The organism is Pseudomonas tumuqii (assembly GCF_013184545.1).
Lineage (GTDB): Bacteria > Pseudomonadota > Gammaproteobacteria > Pseudomonadales > Pseudomonadaceae > Aquipseudomonas > Aquipseudomonas tumuqii.
Map to the genome: position 1 here is coordinate 276,927 of NZ_JAAOJA010000005.1, position 17,995 is coordinate 294,921.

Sequence of the window (17,995 nt, forward strand, 5' to 3'; positions counted from 1 at the left end):
AATCAGAGCGGCAGCTCCAGATAGAAGCGCGCGCCCTGTCCCGGTCGCGACTGCACGCCGATGCGCCCGCCGTGCAGCTGGGCGATCTCCTTGCACAGCGCCAGGCCGAGGCCGGCGCCGCCGGTCTTGCGGCCGACCTGGACGAACGGCTCGAATACCCGCGCCTGCTGGCTGTAGGGAATGCCCTCGCCATCATCTTCGACGGCCAGGATCATCCGCTGCCCCTGACGTCGTGCCAGCAGACGGATCTGCCCGTCGGCGTGGCTGTGGCGCAGGGCGTTGCCGAGCAGGTTGTCGAGGGCGCGCTCGATCTGCAGGCGATCCAGATCGATCTCCGGCAGCGCGCCGCCGACCTCGACGCTGAGCGTGACCCCGCGCTCGGCGGCCTGGGCGGCGAAGCGCTGTTGCGCCTGCTGCAGCAGTTGCTCGAGGTCGCAGGGGCGCCTGTCGAGTTGTTGCAGGCCGTTCTGGTAGCGCGAGAAATTCAGCAGGTCGTTGATCAGCCGGAGCAGGCGGCGCATTTCTTCGTCGACGGTGTGCAGCAGCTTGCTCTCGCGCGCCTCGGGCGGGAAGTGCAGGCGTTCCTGCAGCAGGCCGAAGGCCATGTGCATGCCGGTCACCGGGGTGCGCAGTTCATGCGAGGCGCGCAACACGAATTCGCTGCGCACGCGCTCGAAGGCGCGCTGTTCGGTGACGTCGTGCAGCACCATCACCGCACCGTGAACCCGTTCGTCGCTGAGGCTGACCGGGGTCAGGCTGTAGGTCAGCAGGCGGACCTCGCCGTCGGCTTCGACCTCGAGGTCTTCCGGCGCCTGTTCCAGGCCTTCGCCGCGCATGACCCGTTGCAACTGCTCGTCCAGCCCCGGGCGCTGCAGGGCCTGGCTGATGCTCACGCCGCGCGGCTGGTCGTACCAGCCGAGCTGGCGCTGGGCAACCTGATTGAAGTGATCGAGCAGGCCGCTGCGGTCGAAAATCAGCAGGCCGTCGTCGATGCTGTCGAGTACCGCCTGCAGGCGCCGTTGCTCGGTGAGCAGGGTCTCGACTTCGCTGTTCTTGAAGCGCCGCAGCGACTCGGCCATCACCCCGAAGCGCTGGCTCAGGGACGACAGTTCGGCGACCGGCGAAGGCGGCAGATGGACCTGGAAATCGCCCTGGCTGATCCGCTCGACCGCCAGGGTCAGGGCCTCGAGAGGCTGGCCGAAATGCTGGGCGATGCTGTGCGCGGTGACGAAACCGAGCAGCAGCACGGCCACGCCGATCAGGCCGAGCAGCGCGGCAATCAGGGTGGCGCGCTCCTGCGAACGCTGTTCGGAACTTTGCAGCGCGGCGAAGTAGCGCATTTGTACGGCATTGATGCGCTCGCGCAGGGCCTCCACCGACTGGCCGAAGGCAGCGGAACCAAGCATCTCCTGGCGCACCGGCAAGGGTTTATCCAACAGCTGTTCGTAGAGCGCATAAGCGCGCTGGATCTCGCCCACGGCCTGGCGGTCGCGGTCGTCCAGAGCGCCTGCGCGGGTCTGCTCGAGCCAGTCGTTGAAACGCCGGTCGGAGGCCTGCAAGGCCTGGTGGTCGAGGTTTTCCGGCAACAGCAGGATCAGCTGCTTGCTCAGCTCCAGGCGCAGGCCGAGGGTGGCGTCGAGAATGCTCAGGTTGTGGGTCATCGCCTGGTTTTGCGTCTTGGTCAGCTGCAACACGCTGAACATGCCCAGCAGCAGGCCGAGCAAGGCCACGGTGATCAGCGCACTGCTGTTGAGGAAGAGCCGGCTGCGCAGCTTCACAGGTTGAACTGCTTGCGTTTGCGGTACAGGGTCGAGGCATCGATGCCGAGGGTTTTGGCCGCCTGGTCGAGGGTTTCGCTACTGCCCAGCACGGCGCTGATATGGGCTTTTTCCAGCTCTTCCAGGCTCATCGCGCTGCCGATGCGCAGGCCGTTGCCGTTCGGCTGCTCGCCGAGCCCCAGGTGGCTGACCTCGACCAGCGGCTGGGTGCAGATGATGCTGGCGCGTTCGACCACATTGCGCAGTTCGCGGATGTTGCCGGGCCAGGCGTAGGCCAGTAACGCCGCGCGCGCCGCGTCACTGAAGCCCCGCACCGGGCGGGCATATTCCTTGACGAAGCGGGCGAGGAAACGGTCGGCCAGCGTTAGCAGGTCTTCGCTGCGCTCGCGTAGCGGTGGCAGCTTGAGGGTGATGACGTTGAGGCGGTAGAGCAGGTCTTCACGAAACTGACCGTCCTTGACCATGTCGTCCAGCATACGATTGGTGGCGGCAAGGATGCGCACGTCGGCCTGGCGCGTCACCGGGTCGCCGACCCGCTCGTATTGCTTGTCCTGGATGAAACGCAGCAGCTTGGGTTGCAGGGTCAGCGGGAAGTCGCCGATCTCGTCGAGGAACAGGCTGCCGCCGTCGGCCTGATTGACCCGGCCGCGGGTGCTTTCACTGGCGCCGGTGAAGGCGCCGCGGCTGTGACCGAACAGCTCGCTTTCCATCAGCTCGGCGGTCAGCGAGGGGCAGTTGATGGTCACGCAGAATTTTTTCGCCCGCCGGCTCCAGCCATGAATGGCCTGCGCCAGTTCGCCCTTGCCGGTACCGGATTCGCCGAGAATGAGGATATTGGCGTCGGTAGCGGCGACTTGGCGCGCGGTCTCCAGGATCGCCATCATCGCCGGGTTGTTCGAATCGAGATCCTGCTTGCTGTTGCGCACCTGGCCTTCCAGCGCTTCCAGGCGCGTGGACATGTGGCGCATTTCCAGCTGCTTGGCCGCCGCCACGCGCAGTTGCTCGGGGCTGCAGGGTTTGACCAGGTAATCCGCCGCCCCGGCCTGGATGGCGTCGACCGCGGTATCCACCGCCGACAGTGCGGTGACGATCACCACGTGCATCCAGGGCGCCTGCACGCGCATCTGCGCCAGTACCTCGAGGCCGTTGTCCTCGCCCAGGCGCAGGTCGAGGAAGCACAAGTCGAACACCTGGCGTTGCAGCAGCGTTTCAGCCTGACTGGCACTGCTGGCCGTGGCAACCTGATGGCCGGCGTCCTCCAGGCAGTAACGGAAGGTGCGCAGGATCGCCGCTTCGTCATCGACCAGCAGGATGCGCCCGCCCGGTTGTGCTGCGTCCATGTCCATCTCCAGAGGCTGCATATAAGGATTAGTCCCGGCGATTTCGTGCAAGTTGCATGACCAGTATGCGGCGATCTTGCAAAGTGCATGCTTGGACTTTTGGTTATATTTAATAAGGCATTGATATATAACGGTTAAATTTAAATCAATGGGCTGGCACAGGCTCTGCAAGAGTCCACTCATACCGAGCTGCCACAGGCGGCTCTTAAGTGGATTCGACAGGAGTACTGCCATGCATCAGTTGAAAACTCTGGCCCTGGCCACCGCGACCGCCGGTCTGTTCGCCTTCATGCCCCTGGCGGCCTACGCCGAGCAGGGCGACCTGAGCAGCCAGCTCACTGAAGCCCGCCAGGAAGGCTCGATCTGGACGGCGTTCGCCCTCAACCGCCACCTCAGCCCGTTCAAGATCGATGTGGATGTCGAGAACGGCAGCGCGCGGCTCACCGGCAGCGTGGAAAGCGCTGTCGAGCGCGATCTGGCCGAACAGGTCGCATTGGGCATCGAAGGGGTGAACAAGGTCGATAACCAGCTGAAAGTCGATCCGCAGATCGAACCGGCGGTCAGCAGCGAACCGACCCTGGCGCAGCGTTTCGATGACGCCACCCTGGTCGCCACGGTGAAATCCAAGCTGCTGTGGAACCGCAACACCGAAGGCCTGGACATCAAGGTGACCAGCGACAACGGTGTGGTGACCCTCAGTGGCAGCGCCCAGACGGCGGCGGCCAAGGAACTGGCCGGGCGCCTGGCGGCCAATACCGAGGGCGTACGCCAGGTGCATAACCAGCTGAGCGTCAGCGCCACCGACACTACTGCGGGCAAAGCACAGAACGTCGCGAGTGATACCGGGGCGGCGATCAGCGATGCCTGGATCAGCAGCAAGGTCAAATCCAGCCTGCTCTACAACCGCAACGTCGACGGCCTGAATATCTCGGTGGCGACCAAGGCCGGTCAGGTCACGCTCGGTGGCAGCGTGAAGAGCGAGGCCGAGAAGCAACTGGCCATCGAGACCGCACGCAGCATCCGCGGCGTAAAGGCGGTGGAAGCCGCGGACCTGAGCATCACGGACTAAAGGTTGCCCGCCGGGCGTGAGCGCCCGGTTCTGTCCGGGTTGTGCGCCGGCCGAACGCAGGGGTGAACTCGGGCCGTCGACCTGGCCGGTTGGCGCCACAGGGATGTTTCTCCCCGACCGTCGTGCAAAACGCCCGGCGGCCGGCGAGGGATCGTGCGGATGCTCGTAATCGTTGCTGAATTTATTTTTATCTTGTTGATTTTAATGATTTTATTTTCTGTATGGATGGCATGCCTACTGCGCACGTCCGCTGCAATAGTCAGGCTGCAAGCACCCAGCGCCAGCATCCATGCCGGCCGGGCACCGGACAACCCAGACAAGCCTGGGAGGAGTTTCAGGATGAGTCGCCGTCATTTCGATCTCGCGTTAAGCGATAAGTGCTTGCTGGTTGGCAGCGCGTTGCTGCTGGCGCTGATTGGGCTGGTGCTGAGTCGGGAGACCGATGTGACTGCGCCCCGTGCCGTGCTGACGACTCCAGCCCTACCGACAGGCGCCGCGCCGGGTGGTATGACGGCGGTCCGGCGGGTGCAGCAGATCAGCAGCGATAGCCTGGCGCCGGTCTGGAGCGACCCTGCGCGTCACGCCGGCTGGGTCTTCTAGGCATGTTCATGGCGCTGCAGGCGAGCAAGGCGGCCTTTTGCGCGATCGTCCTGCTGCTGGTTGTTTTGCTGGCTCTGTCCGGCGTGATGCTCGGCGGTACGGTGCTGGCCGGCCAATCGCTGTGGGGCAGTCGCGCGAAGGTGGATGTCGAGCCGCGTCAGCCGTGCGGCGCACGGGGCGGCGGGCCAGGCAGCGCTGGCCAGGCACTGGCAATGCCCGAGCTGGAACGTCGACTATTGAATTCGAGTCAAATACTGCGAGACCTCACGCACCAAGGAGAAACGCCATGTTGAGCTGGGCCATAACTTTTCTGATCATCGCCATCGTCGCTGCCGTACTGGGTTTCGGTGGTATCGCCGGCACTGCCACGGGTATCGCGAAGATTCTGTTCGTGGTGTTCCTGGTGATGTTCATCGTGTCATTCATCATGGGCCGCCGCCCGCGGGGCTAACAATCACCCATGGCGCCAGCTCGTCGCCGCCTGGCTGCTGTTGGGCGGTGCGGGCCTGCTGACGCCTACGAGCAGGGCGGCGCCCGGTTAATTTAGGGCATTGCCTTGCTGCGGCCGCACAACCTGGCCGCGACCCCCTTGAGCCGCGCTATCATCCGCGCATTGATCGGGGGTGGATGATGCTGAACGGCTTGTGGCTGGGATTTTTCGTGGTGGCAGCGCTGGCAGGGCTGTCGCGCTGGTTGCTGGGGGACGAGCCGGCGGTGTTCGCCGCCATGGTCGAGAGCCTGTTCGCCATGGCCAAGCTGTCGGTCGAGGTCATGGTGTTGCTGTTCGGCACCTTGACCCTGTGGCTCGGCCTGCTGCGCATCGCCGAGAAGGCCGGCCTGGTGGACGCCTTGGCGCGCCTGCTCGGCCCGCTATTCGCCCGGCTGATGCCGGAGGTGCCGCGCGGCCATCCGGCGCTCGGCCTGATCACCATGAACTTCGCCGCCAACGGCCTGGGCCTGGACAACGCCGCCACCCCGATCGGCCTGAAAGCCATGCGTGCGCTGCAGGAACTCAACCCCAGCAGCACCACGGCGAGCAACGCGCAGATCCTCTTCCTGGTGCTCAACGCCTCGTCGCTGACCCTATTGCCTGTGTCGATCTTCATGTACCGGGTACAGCAGGGCGCGCCCGACCCGACCCTGGTGTTCCTGCCGATCCTGCTGGCCACCAGCGCCTCGACCCTGGTCGGCCTGCTCTCGGTAGCGCTGATGCAGCGCCTGCGCCTGTGGGATCCGGTGGTGCTGGCTTACCTGATCCCCGGTGCGCTGCTGCTCGGCAGCTTCATGGCGCTGCTTGCCGGCATGTCGGCCACGGCGCTGGCAGCGCTGTCGTCGCTGCTCGGCAACCTGACCCTGTTCGGCGTGGTCCTGAGCTTCGTGGTGATCGGCGCGCTGAAGAAGGTGGCGGTTTACGAGCAGTTCATCGAAGGCGCGCGCGAAGGCTTCGACGTGGCCAAGAGCCTGCTGCCCTACCTGGTGGCGATGCTCTGCGCGATTGGTGTGTTGCGTGCCTCTGGCGCCCTGGAGTTCGGCCTCGACGGCATCCGCTGGCTGGTCGAGTGGTTCGGCTGGGATACGCGCTTCGTCGAGGCGCTGCCCACTGCCCTGGTCAAGCCGTTCTCCGGCAGCGCGGCGCGCGCCATGCTGATCGAAACCATGCAGAGCCAGGGCGTCGATAGCTTCCCGGCGCTGGTCGCGGCGACCGTGCAGGGCAGCACCGAGACCACCTTCTACGTGCTCGCCGTGTACTTCGGTGCGGTCGGCATCCAGCGCGTGCGCCACGCCGTCGGCTGCGCCCTGCTGGCCGAACTGGCCGGGGTGCTGGCGGCGATTGCGGTGTGTTACTGGTTCTTTGGCTGACCGGCGCCGCCGCCAGGCGTCGACCGCTCAGGGGAGCACTGCGATGCTGGCGAGACACTGGTGGGAGGGGCTTTCGGTTCGGGCATCCTGCTTCGCTCTACCTCCTGCATCCCTGCAGTCGTAGCCGCGAAAGTCGCGATCAAGGGCGCTGCGCGCCAGCGCCGCTAAAGCGCCTCCCATGGTCAATTTGTAGTGGTCCAGTTTGCCGGCTATTCCACTACCTTGAAGCGCAGCACGCCGATCATCTGCCCGGCCTCGGTCATGACCTGCACCTGCCAGTTGCCGAGCGGGTCGGCGGGGAAGTTCTGCTTGTGGGTCCAGGCGCGGTAGCCTTTCTCGCGGCCACCGTGGATGTCCAGGGCGATATGCTCGCCGGCCCGGCCGTTGTGGCGCCAGACGTGGTAGATGCGTTCGTTCAAGCCGCGCGGCGCGTTGATCGCTGTGTAGGCGAACAGGCCCTGGTTGCGCAATTGCGCGGCACTGAGCTGCTTCAGCCTGGTGCCCGGCGCGCGGTTGCGGTCATCGAACTCAGTGGTCACTGCGACCTCGGTCAGCCACAGCGTCGCCGGCGGCACCCAGAAGCGTACCAGCCAGCCGGTCGCGCCCAGCGCCAGGGTCAAACCGACCAGCAGCACGCCGCGCCACCAGCGCTGCACGGTGATGATCCCGATCAGGCTGGGAAACGACAGGATCACCGCAGTGGCCAGGGCCAACTGGTAACTCTGCGGGGTGGTCAGCTTGAAGATGATCGGCAGGGCGGTGAGCATGACCGCGAACAGCGCCAGGGTGTGATAGGCGAGGAACAGCCAGCGCCGCGGCGCCAGCCACTTGTAGTACAGCGGGTCGATGATCGAGACCAGCGCGGCCAGCGCCAGCACGGCGCTGAACAGCGCCTGGCCGCTGTTCCAGGTGGTGGTGATGAAGAAGAACGGCAGGACGAAGAACAGGCTTTCCTGGTGGATCATCTGGGTCGCGTAGCGCAGCAGCGGCGGCGGCAGCTCGAAGCCGAACCAGCGGGCGATCTGCTCGCGCAGGATGTTTTCCAGGATCAGCCACAGCCAGCTGACCAGCATCACCGTGGCCAGCACCTGGGCCAGTTCGGCCTGACGCTCGACCAGCAGAAAACTCGCCAGCCCCGAGGCAAAACCGAAGATCGCCACCAGCCCCGGATTGCGCTGGATCAGGGCGAACAGACGAAGCAGCTGGATTTTTCCGCGCGCGAGTAGGGGCAAGGGCAGGCTCATGGCAGTGGTCGAAGTCGGCGAGTAGCCGAGAATACTCCTTGTGCCCGACGCCTGTGTCCAGCGCCGTCTGCCGCGCTTCAGTGATTGCGCTTCTGCCCCCAGAAATGTTCGACCAGGGCCTGCAGGCGGTCGGCCAGGGCGGCGACCTGGCTGGCGCTGCTGCGGCTCTGGCTGCCGGCCAGCACGTTGCTCTCGCTGGCCAGGCGGATGCCGCTGAGGTTGCGCTGGATGTCGTCGCCGACGGCGCTCTGCTGCTCGACGGCGGCGGCGATCTGCAGGTTCATGTCGCTGATCTGGCTGACCCGCTGGTTGATGCCATCGAGCGCCTGGGCGGCCTGCAGCGCATGGGCAACGCTGGCGGCGGCCTGCTGCTGGCTACGGCTCATGGCGGCCACGGCGTTGCCGGTGCCCTGCTGCAGGTTGCTGATGATGGCGTGGATTTCCGCGGTGGACTGCTGGGTGCGCGAGGCCAGGCCGCGCACTTCGTCGGCGACCACGGCGAAACCACGCCCGGCCTCGCCGGCCCGCGCCGCTTCGATCGCGGCGTTGAGGGCGAGCAGGTTGGTCTGTTCGGCAATGCTCTGGATCACTTCCAGGGCGCGATTGATCTCCTGGCTGTGCAGCTCCAGCTGGTGAATCACCTGACTGCTCTGCTGCACTTCGCTGGCCAGGGCGGCGATCGACTGGCGGGTCTGTTCGACCAGCTGCAGGCCGCTGCCGGTTTCCAGATCGGCGGCGCCGGCCGCGCTGGCGCTGAGCTGGGCATGCCGCGCCACCTCCTGCACGCTGCTGGCCATCTGGCCGATGGCGCTGGCGACCTGAGCGGTTTCGCCCTGTTGCCGCAGGGTCGCCTGGCTGCTGCTGTCGACCGCCGCGACCAGCTGTCCGGCCTGGTCGCTCAACTGCCGCGCCGAGTCGGCAATCCGCCCGACCACGGCGCCGGTTTCGGCCTGCAGGCTGTGCAGGGCGAAGGCGATCTGGCCGAAGCAGTCGTTGCGCCCGGTATACACCAGTTGGCTCAGCGGGTTGGCGGCAATCGCCCGGGCCTGGCGGGTCAGGTCCGCCAGCGGGCGCAGGCCAAGGTGCAGCACGCCGGCCAGCAGCCCGCCGAGCAGTGCGGCAGCGCCGAGGGCGGGCAGCAGCGGCAGTGTGCCGCTGACCCCGAGCAGCGTCGCGCCGAGCAGGCCGGGCGCTGCGCCGAGCAGGCTGAGGCGCTGCGCCAGGCTCAGCCGCGGCGCCCGCAGCCGCGCCGGATTGCGCCCGGCGCGCAGCTCGCCATACAGCTGCTCGGCGCGCGCGACCCCCGACGGCGGCGCCAGGGTGCGCACCGATTGGTATTCCACCACCTGGCCATGGCGCAGCACCGGGGTGGCATAGGCGCTGACCCAGTAATGGTCGCCGTTCTTGCAGCGATTCTTCACCAGGCCCATCCACGAACGACCGGCCTTGAGCGTGCGCCAGAGGTCGGCGAAGGCCTGCGCCGGCATGTCCGGGTGGCGCACGATGTTGTGGTTGTGGCCGAGCAGCTCGGCTTCGGTGAAGCCACTGAGGGCGACGAAGTCCGGGTTGACGTAGCTCAGCACGCCCTTGAGGTCGGTGGTGGAGAGGATATTGGCGTGGGCGGCGACTGCGCTGGCACGGCCGCTGATGGGCAGGTTGAGTTTCATGGGGGGACGGTTCTCTCGCGTTTTCTCGTTATGGGAGTGAAAGCGCGGGTTGCGCTTGCAACAGGCAGTAGAGGCCCTCGAAGCAGTCCTCGCCGCTGAACAGGCGTTCCAGCTCGACCGGTGGTCGCGGCCGGCTGAACCAGTAGCCCTGGGCCAGGCGGCAGCCTTCGCTGCGCAGGAAGTCGAGGTGTTCGCTGCGCTCCACGCCCTCGGCCACCACCTCCAGGCCAAGGCTCAGGCCCAGGCCGATGATGGCGCGGCTGATCAGCCGCGAGTCGCCATCCTCGGGCGTACCGCTGATAAAGCTCTTGTCGACCTTGAGGATGTGCAGCGGGAAGCGTTTGAGGTAGCCGAGTGAGGAGTAGCCGGTGCCGAAATCGTCCAGCGCCAGCTGGATACCCAGGCTGGCCAGTTCGCGCAGGCAGGCCAGGGTCTGCGCGCTGTCTTCCATCAGCTGGCTTTCGGTGATCTCCAGCACCAGGCTGGCGGGCGGCAGGCCGCTCTCGCGCAGGATATCGGCGACCCGCGCGGCGAAGTCGGCCTGTTGCAGTTGCCGGCTCGACAGGTTGACCGAGCAGCGCAGCGCCGTCTGCCCGGCCAGTTGCCAGTGGCGCACCTGGGCGCAGGCCTGGCGCAGCACCCAGTCGCCGACCGCCAGGATTGCCCCGGACTCTTCCAGGCAGGGAATGAACTCCAGCGGCGAAACCGCCTGCCCCTTGTGCTGCCAGCGCAACAGCGCTTCCACGGCCACCAGGTAGGGCTGGGCCTGATCCAGCTGGCAGATGGGTTGATAGACCAGGCTGAATTCGTCCCTGGCCAGGGCCCGACTCAGCGCGCTCTGCAGTTCCAGTTGATGCTGGGCCTGGGCCTGCATTTCGGTGCTGTAGCGGGCGAACTGCGCCTTGCCGGCGGCCTTGGCGCGGTACAGGGCGAGGTCGGCGGCTTGCAGCGAATCGAGGCCGGCGTTTTCCTCGCTGAGTGCGGCGATGCCGATGCTGATGCTGACCACCAGCTGGTGCTCCTGCACCTGCAGCGGCGGCTGCAGGCTGTCGAGCATGCGCTGGGCCACCCGCTCGGCGTCGGCGATGCAGGCGAGATCGTCGAGCAGGACCACGAACTCGTCGCCGCCGAAGCGGATCAGGTGATCGCCGGGGCGCAGGCATTGGCCGAGGCGCCGCGCCACTTCGACCAGCACGTGGTCACCGATGTGGTGGCCGAGGCTGTCGTTGATCAGCTTGAAACGGTCCAGGTCGATGAACAGCAGGGCCGCCTCGCGCGCGCCCGCCCGGCCCTGGCGCTGCAGGGCCTGGGCCAGCAGCTCGGCCAGGCGGTCGCGGTTGGCCAGGCCGGTGAGCGGGTCGTGGCGGGCGGCATGCTGCAGTTGTTCCTGGGCGGCGCGGTGCTGGCTGATGTCGGTCTGCGAGCCGGCCATGCGCCGCTGGTCCTGGCCGATCCGCTCGGCCACGCCACGCACCAGCACCCACAGGTAACTGCCGTTGTGTCTGCGGATGCGGTACTCGTGGTGCAGCGAAGGGGTGCTGCCTTGCAGGTGGGCGTCGATGGCCCGGCGCAGGCCGCCGAGGTCATCCGGGTGGACGCGGGCGAACCAGCCGGCGCTGCCGCTGCCGAGCTGGTCGCGGTGCAGCTCGAGCATGCTCGCCCAGCGCTCGGAGAGGTACAGCTGGTCGTGGTCGACGTGCCAGTCCCAGAGTCCGTCGTTGGCGCCGCGCAGGGCGCGGGCGAAGCGCGCCTCGCTGTCTTCCAGGGCCTTGCGTTGCGCGGCGCTGTAGGTGTCCAGGGCTAGGCCGATGTCGAAGAACACCGCCTTCAGCAGGCTGGCGAAAGCGGTGCTGGCCGGGTGCGCGCCGAGCAGGCCGTCGAGCATCTCATGCAGGTAGAGGCGGTAGGCGCCCAGGTACCACTTGAGGTCGACGCCGATCTTCTGGTGGATCCAGCCGATACGCAGGCGATCGAGCACGTAGTCGCGGTCGTAAGGGCCATTCCACAGGCGCTGGTAGTAGTCGCCCTGGCTGTGCTTGAGGCGGCTGATGGTGGCCGGGTCGTTGACGATGGCGGCGGTCGCCGGAAACTCGCCGAGGCGCTGGTAGAGCTGCTCGAGGAAGCCGGCGTGGGCCGGCTGTAGCCCTGCGCTGTGGCGCCCGAGCTGCTCGACATCGGCGGCGCTCCAGTCGAGAAAGCGCAGGCGCTGGCTGATTTCTTCGCGGTCGAGGCCGACGCGCTGGAGCAGGTCCTGGAATTCTTGTTCGTTGCCCATGGCGAGTCCTTTTCATTTCGCGGCGCAAAAAAAAGCGCCGAGGCGAGTCATCTGCAGCAAATGACTCGCCTCGGCGCTCTGTCTTGCAGGTCCATATGCCCTGCCCGGCAAAGCTGGTTTGCGCCGGAGCGAAAACCACTACTAAAGTGTGGTTTTACCCGATTCGGGATTGTCCGACAAGTCCTCCAGCATGCGGCTCAGGCGTTTACGCAGCTGCGCCAGTTGCGCCGACTTGAAGGCATGCCGGGTCTGCTCCAGCACCTCGATGGCATCGCTGAGCAGGGCCTGTACGGCACCGGCCTGGGGTGGCGGCAGCGCCTGCAGCCAGCGACAGCGTGCGGCCTGACTGCAGTCGCTCGGCTGGCCGAGTACTTCGCAGCCCGGCGCCTGGGCCTGCAGCAATTGCCGCACCCGGCTGACGCATTGCGCTTTGGGCAGGATCACGAGCAGGCTGGTCTGGTTCATGGTGACAACTCGATGGCGAATTGCCACTAAGGCTAGCGCGCCTGGCCGCCGCGGCTATTGACTGGGGTCAGTGTCGCGTGGGCTTGCACGTGGCCAGCCGATTACCTGGCAAAAGCGCATTGCACCGTGCAAATTCTGTCTGAACGGTTAGACTTTCTCGCTTCCGGCCGCAACCCACGAAGTCAGTGCGGCTTAACCACAGGCAGAAAAGGAGCTCCCCCATGAAAGGCAAATCCCTGGCATGGGTCCTGTCGGCGGCACTCGCGGGTATCACCCTGAGTGGCGCAGCACAGGCCGAAGAAAAATTCGTCACCATCGGCACCGGCGGTCAGACCGGGGTTTACTACGTGGCCGGGCAGTCGATCTGCCGCTTCGTCAACCGTGGCGCCAGCGAGCACGGGATCAAGTGCAACGCCCCGGCCAGTGGCGGCGGCGTGGCCAACGTCAACGGTCTGCGCAGCGGCGAGTTCAACTTCGGCATCATGCAGTCGGACCACCAGTTCAAGGCGCTCAATGGCCTGGCGCCGTTCGAGGCCGAAGGCGCGATGGACGATATCCGTGCATTGTTCTCCCTGCAGAGCGAAGTCTTCACCCTGCTCGCCCGCCGCGACGCCAAGATCGCCAGCCTCGACGACCTCAAGGGCAAGCGCGTCAACGTCGGCAACCCGGGCTCCGGGCAGCGCGACACCCTCGATGAAATCATGCGGGTCAAGGGCTGGGACAAGTCGGTGTTCGCCCTGTCCGCCGAGCTCAAGCCGGCCGAACAGGCCAGCGCCCTGGGCGACAACAACATCGACGCCATGACCTACTTCGTCGGCCACCCCAATGGCGCGATCCAGGAAGCCACCACCACCACCGACGCCGTGCTGGTGCCGGTGACCGGCGCCGAGATCGACAAGCTGCTGGCCGAGAAGAGCTACTACACCAAGGCCGAAATCCCGGGTGGCGTGTACAAGGGCAACGATGCGCCTACCCCCTCGATTGGCGGCAAGGCGGTGCTCTCTACCACAGCCCAGGCCGACCCGGAAGTGGTCTACCAACTGGTCAAGTCGGTATTCGACAACCTCGAGCGCTTCAAGCGTCTGCACCCGGCGTTTGCCGATCTCAAGGAAACCGACATGATCAAGGTCGGCCTGACCGCGCCGCTGCATGACGGCGCCGTACGTTATTACAAGGAACGTGGCTGGATGTAAGCCCCCGTCCGTAGCCCGGCTAAGCGCCAGCGCAATCGGCAGCAGCACTCCCCCGATTGCGCCTGGGCTTATCCGGGCTACAGCCTAAGCTTGAAACAAGCCCGCGGGTCGCAAGGCTGCGGGCTTTGCCGTTTTCCGATTTCTCGAATGCAGGTTTCGCCCCATGCATGACAAGCGACTTTCAACCGACGAACTGTCCACCGAAGAACTGATTGCCCTGGACGTCGGCGCGCGTATCCCCGCCGGCGCCATGGCCCAGGTGATCGCCGGCCTGGCGCTGCTCTGGTCGCTGTTCCAGCTGTGGATCGCCTCGCCGCTGCCATTCATCTTCGGTTTCGCCGTGCTCAACGACACCGAGACCCGCGCCATCCACCTGGCCTTCGCCCTGCTCCTGGCGTTTCTCGCCTTTCCGGCGTTCAAGCGCTCGCCGCGCGACCGCGTGCCGCTGCTGGATCTCGCCCTCGGCCTGGTGGCCGCGGCCAGTGCCGCCTACCTGTTCATCTTCTACCAGGAACTGGCGCAGCGCCCCGGCAGCCTGACCACGGCCGACCTGGTCACCGCCTGCATCGGCATCCCGCTGCTGCTCGAGGCCACTCGCCGCGCGCTCGGCCCGCCGCTGGCGATCATCGCCCTGCTGTTTCTCGTCTACAGCCTGGCCGGGCCCTATATGCCGGGCCTGCTGGCGCACCGCGGGGTGAGTTTCACCGCCCTGGCCAACCACCAGTGGATCACCACCGAAGGGGTGTTCGGCATCGCCCTCGGCGTGTCCACCAGCTTCGTGTTTCTCTTCGTGCTGTTCGGCGCGCTGCTCGAGCGCGCTGGCGCCGGCCACTACTTCATCCAGCTGGCGTTCAGCCTGCTCGGGCACCTGCGGGGCGGTCCGGCCAAGGCGGCGGTGGTCGCCTCCGGGCTGACCGGGATGATCTCCGGCTCATCGATCGCCAACGTGGTGACCACCGGCACCTTCACCATCCCGATGATGAAGCGCACCGGCTTCTCCGCGGAGAAGGCCGGTGCGGTGGAAGTGGCCTCCTCGGTCAACGGCCAGATCATGCCGCCGGTGATGGGCGCCGCGGCCTTCCTGATGGTCGAGTACATCGGCATGCCCTATGTCGAGATCATCAAGCACGCCTTCTTGCCTGCGGCGATCTCCTACATTGCCCTGCTCTATATCGTCCATTTGGAGGCGCTCAAGCTCGGCCTGCAGCCGATCGGCGGCCATCGGCCCAAGCCCTGGCTGCGCCGCCTGACCGGCTTTGCCTTCGGTGCGGCGCTGATCAGCGGGCTGTCCCTGGCCGTCTACTATGGCCTCGGCTGGCTCAAGCCGGCGCTCGGCGACTACGCCCTGCACGGCATCGGCGCGTTGCTGGCGCTGGTCTACCTGGGCCTGCTGAAGATCGCCGCCAGCGTTGCGCCGCTGGCGCCGGAAGACCCGGACGCACCGCTGGAGTCGCTGCCCGAGACCCGCGCGGTGCTGCTCAGTGGCCTGCACTTCCTGCTGCCGGTGGTGGTGCTGGTCTGGTGCCTGATGATCGAACGCCTGTCGCCCGGGCTCTCGGCGTTCTGGGGCAGCGTGATGCTGGTGATCATCCTGCTCACCCAGCGCCCGCTGCTGAGCTGGTTGCGCACCGATGGCCTGCATGAGCACGGCAATTTCATCGACGGCCTGGTCGACCTGCGCGAAGGCCTGCTGGCCGGCGCGCGCAACATGATCGGCATCGGTATCGCCACCGCGGCGGCGGGGATCATCGTCGGCGCGGTGTCGCAAACCGGAGTCGGCCTGGTATTGGCCGACCTGGTCGAGCTGCTGTCGATGGGCAACCTGTTGCTGATGCTGATGCTCACCGCGGTGTTCAGCCTGGTGCTGGGCATGGGCCTGCCTACCACCGCCAACTACATCGTGGTGTCCAGTCTGCTGGCGCCGGTGGTGGTCACCCTCGGCCAGCAGAATGGCCTGATCGTGCCGCTGATCGCGGTGCACCTGTTCGTCTTCTACTTCGGCATCATGGCCGACGTCACCCCGCCGGTGGGCCTGGCCTCGTTCGCCGCCGCCGCGGTGTCCAAGGGCGACCCGATCAGGACCGGGATCACCGCCTTCTACTACAGCCTGCGCACCGCCGCGCTGCCGTTCCTGTTCATCTTCAACACCGACCTGCTGCTGATCGACGTGGACTTCTGGCACGGCGTGCTGATCTTCATCGTCGCCACCATCGCCATGCTGATCTTCGCCGCCGGCACCCAGGGCTACTTCCTGGTCCGGAGCCGCTGGTACGAAGGGCTGCTGCTGTTGCTGGTGGCCTTCACCCTGTTCCGCCCGGGCTTCTGGATGGACATGGTCCACGACCCCTACCGCGATATCGCCCCGTCGCAGCTGGTGCAGGCGCTGGGCGAAGTCGAGGAAGGCAGCCAGTTGCGTCTGCGCATCAGAGGCGAGGACGCGGTGGGCGATTCCCGCGAGTTCGTCCTGCTGCTGCCGGTGCCGGCTGGCGAGACGGGCGAGCAACGCCTGGAGAAGCTCGGCCTGCTGACCTATGAAGAAGACGGCAAGCTGCTGATCGACAGCGTCACCTTCGGCAGCCCGGCGGCCGACGCCGGGCTCGAGTTCGACCAGCAGATCCTCGTCGTGCGCGCCCCGACCGAACGCTGGGCCAAGGAGCTGATGTGGCTTCCGGGCTTCCTGCTGTTCGCCCTGGTGGTCTGGCTGCAGCGTCGCCGCCGCGAGCCTGCGGCCGTTGCCGTAAGCGGCTGACTGGCGCTTCTCCACGGCACAAGGCAGCTGCGGCTGCCTTGTGCCTATGGGCTACTCGCCGCCCGCTTCCTCCGCCTGCAGCGCGCCGGTTTCCCTGGATTCCAGCACCGCATAGGCACTGCTGCAGAACAGCGAGTTGAGGCGTTTCATGTCGCCGATCAGTTCCAGGTGCAGCGAGCTGGTCTCGATGCTTTGCACCACCTGGCGATGCAGGCGACCGACGTGGGCGTGGGCCAGGCGGCGTTCCTGGGCGCGGAAGCGGCGCTTCTCGCGCAGCAGCTGGCGAGCGCTCTCGGGATCGCCGGAGAGGAACACCGACAGCCCCAGGCGCAGGTTGACCAGCAGGCGCCCGTGCAGGTCAGCCAGCTCCTCCAGGCCGCTTTCGGAGAACGAATGGCGTTGCGCGGTCTTCTGGTCCTGCACCTTGCCGAGCATGCGTTCGATGATGTCGCCGGCGCGCTCCAGGTTGACCGCCAGTTCGATGATCTCCGCCCAGCGCCGGCTGTCCTGTTCGCTGAGCGCCTCGCGCGGCACCTGGGCCAGGTAGAGTTTGACCGCGCTGTAGAGGGCATCGACGTCGTCGTCCAGGCGGCGCAACTCCTTGCTCAGCGCCGGCTGGTTGCTGCGCAGGACTTCCAGCAGGTGGTTGAGCATGGTCTCGATCAGGTCGCCGATGCGCAGGGTCTCGCGCACCGCATTGGCCAGCGCCAGGCTGGGTGTGGCCAGGGCCGTAGTGTCGAGGTGGCGCGGGCGGGCGACGCCGTCGGTGTCGGGGCGATCCGGCAGCAGCCAGTTGCAGAAGCGCGCCATCAACCCCACGCTCGGCAGCATCAGCACGCAGCGCAGGCTGTTGTAGAGCAGGTGAAAGCCGATCACCAGTTCCGCCGGCCGCCAGTTGAGGCTGTCCAGCCAGCTCACCAGCGGGTTGAGCAGGGGGATCACCACGATCAGGCCGAGCAGCTTGTACAACAGGCTGCCCAGGGCTACCCGGCGGCCCGCCGGGGTTTGCAGGCTGGCGGTGAGGAAGGCCAGCAGGCCGCTGCCGATGTTCGCACCTATCACCAGGCCGATGGCCACCGGCAGGCTGATCAGGCCGGCGCCGGCCAGGGTCGCGGTGAGCAGCACCGCCGCCAGGCTGGAGTAGGAAATCAGGGCGAACAAGGCGCCGATCAGGGCATCCAGCAGCAGGTCGCCGGTCAGCGAGGCGAACAGCACCTTGATCCCGGTTGCCTGGGTGATCGGCGTGGCGGCGGCGACGATCAACTCCAGCGCCAGGAGCATCAGGCCCAGGCCGATGCCCACGCGGCCAAGCTGGCCGGCGCGGGTTTGCCGGCGGGAGAGGAAGAAGATCACCCCGAGGAAAATCAGCAGCGGCGACAGCCAGCTCAGGTCGAAGGTCAGCACCCGCGCCATCAGGGCCGTGCCGACGTCGGCGCCGAGCATGATCGCCAGCGCCGGTGCCAGCGCCATCAGGCCCTGGCCGACGAAGGAGGTGACCAGCAGCGCGGTGGCATTGCTGCTCTGCACCAGGGCGGTGACGCCGATCCCGGCGGCGAAGGCCATGGGCCGCTTGCTGACGTTGTGGCTGAGCACCTGGCGCAGATGCGAGCCGTACACCCGCAGGATGCCGGTGCGGACGATATGGGTGCCCCAGATCAGCAGGGCGACGGCAGACAGCAGATTGAGCAGGGTCAGCATCATGCATCTCCCTGACAGCGGCCGCACCAGACGGGGCGGCCAAGGGTGGCGACGCTC

The 17,995-nt window shown here is 66.6% G+C and carries 14 protein-coding genes and 1 pseudogene; 7 read left to right on the forward strand and 8 right to left on the reverse strand.

What is annotated here, in order from left to right; all coding sequences use genetic code 11:
- Positions 1-2 precede the first annotated feature (2 nt).
- Positions 3-1,778 (reverse strand): ATP-binding protein, encoded by a 1,776-nt coding sequence (locus G9C89_RS12195; RefSeq protein WP_315852813.1) that lies wholly within the window; start codon positions 1,776-1,778, stop codon positions 3-5.
- Complete coding sequence (algB, locus tag G9C89_RS12200) at positions 1,775-3,118, reverse strand: sigma-54-dependent response regulator transcription factor AlgB (RefSeq protein WP_172148225.1); 1,344 nt, start codon at positions 3,116-3,118, stop codon at positions 1,775-1,777. The genes G9C89_RS12195 and algB overlap by 4 nt, the downstream gene beginning before the upstream one ends.
- Before the next feature lie 232 nt (positions 3,119-3,350).
- On the opposite strand from algB, the gene G9C89_RS12205 reads away from it, so the two are divergent.
- From G9C89_RS12205 to G9C89_RS12225, 5 genes are all read left to right on the forward strand, one after another.
- A complete protein-coding gene (locus G9C89_RS12205; RefSeq protein ID WP_172148227.1) occupies positions 3,351-4,187 on the forward strand; it encodes a BON domain-containing protein in 837 nt (278 codons plus the stop codon).
- Positions 4,188-4,346: 159 nt separating this feature from the next.
- Positions 4,347-4,787 (forward strand): hypothetical protein, encoded by a 441-nt coding sequence (locus tag G9C89_RS12210; protein ID WP_172148229.1) that lies wholly within the window; start codon positions 4,347-4,349, stop codon positions 4,785-4,787.
- Positions 4,788-4,789: 2 nt separating this feature from the next.
- Positions 4,790-5,080 carry a hypothetical protein gene (locus tag G9C89_RS12215; protein ID WP_172148231.1) on the forward strand — a complete coding sequence of 97 codons (291 nt, stop codon included), beginning with the start codon at positions 4,790-4,792 and terminating at the stop codon, positions 5,078-5,080.
- Entirely contained in the window at positions 5,074-5,238 is a 165-nt protein-coding gene (locus G9C89_RS12220) for a DUF1328 domain-containing protein (protein ID WP_013789335.1), read from the forward strand. Before G9C89_RS12215 ends, G9C89_RS12220 begins: the two co-directional genes overlap by 7 nt.
- A 179-nt stretch (positions 5,239-5,417) precedes the next feature.
- The gene (locus tag G9C89_RS12225) at positions 5,418-6,647 is read left to right on the forward strand and encodes a nucleoside recognition domain-containing protein (protein WP_172148233.1); all 1,230 of its coding nucleotides are present in this window, start codon (positions 5,418-5,420) and stop codon (positions 6,645-6,647) included.
- 209 nt (positions 6,648-6,856) lie between these two features.
- Here G9C89_RS12225 and G9C89_RS12230 read toward each other — a convergent pair whose 3' ends face one another.
- The 5 genes and pseudogenes from G9C89_RS12230 to G9C89_RS12245 all read right to left on the reverse strand — a co-directional run bounded on the left by G9C89_RS12230 (position 6,857) and on the right by G9C89_RS12245 (position 12,298).
- On the reverse strand, positions 6,857-7,891 hold the full coding sequence (locus G9C89_RS12230) for a DUF5924 family protein (protein ID WP_172148235.1): 1,035 nt from the start codon (positions 7,889-7,891) through the stop codon (positions 6,857-6,859).
- A 77-nt stretch (positions 7,892-7,968) separates the two neighbouring features.
- Positions 7,969-8,688, reverse strand: coding sequence for a methyl-accepting chemotaxis protein (locus G9C89_RS25520; RefSeq protein ID WP_390623799.1), 720 nt, complete (start codon positions 8,686-8,688; stop codon positions 7,969-7,971).
- A 162-nt stretch (positions 8,689-8,850) separates the two neighbouring features.
- Positions 8,851-9,558 (reverse strand): annotated as a pseudogene (locus G9C89_RS25525) (PAS domain-containing protein); the annotation flags it as partial.
- 28 nt (positions 9,559-9,586) lie between these two features.
- A complete protein-coding gene (locus G9C89_RS12240) occupies positions 9,587-11,833 on the reverse strand; it encodes an EAL domain-containing protein (protein ID WP_172148239.1) in 2,247 nt (748 codons plus the stop codon).
- A 141-nt stretch (positions 11,834-11,974) separates the two neighbouring features.
- On the reverse strand, positions 11,975-12,298 hold the full coding sequence (locus G9C89_RS12245) for a hypothetical protein (protein WP_172148241.1): 324 nt from the start codon (positions 12,296-12,298) through the stop codon (positions 11,975-11,977).
- Between the two features lie 221 nt (positions 12,299-12,519).
- Between G9C89_RS12245 and G9C89_RS12250 the strand changes: the two genes are divergently transcribed.
- Both G9C89_RS12250 and G9C89_RS12255 read left to right on the forward strand, forming a co-directional pair.
- Positions 12,520-13,491 (forward strand): TAXI family TRAP transporter solute-binding subunit, encoded by a 972-nt coding sequence (locus tag G9C89_RS12250; protein WP_172148243.1) that lies wholly within the window; start codon positions 12,520-12,522, stop codon positions 13,489-13,491.
- Between the two features lie 163 nt (positions 13,492-13,654).
- On the forward strand, positions 13,655-16,240 hold the full coding sequence (locus G9C89_RS12255; RefSeq protein WP_172148244.1) for a TRAP transporter permease: 2,586 nt from the start codon (positions 13,655-13,657) through the stop codon (positions 16,238-16,240).
- Positions 16,241-16,291: 51 nt separating this feature from the next.
- Here G9C89_RS12255 and G9C89_RS12260 read toward each other — a convergent pair whose 3' ends face one another.
- Positions 16,292-17,938 carry a Na/Pi cotransporter family protein gene (locus tag G9C89_RS12260; protein WP_172148353.1) on the reverse strand — a complete coding sequence of 549 codons (1,647 nt, stop codon included), beginning with the start codon at positions 17,936-17,938 and terminating at the stop codon, positions 16,292-16,294.
- Between the last annotated feature and the right edge of the window lie 57 nt (positions 17,939-17,995).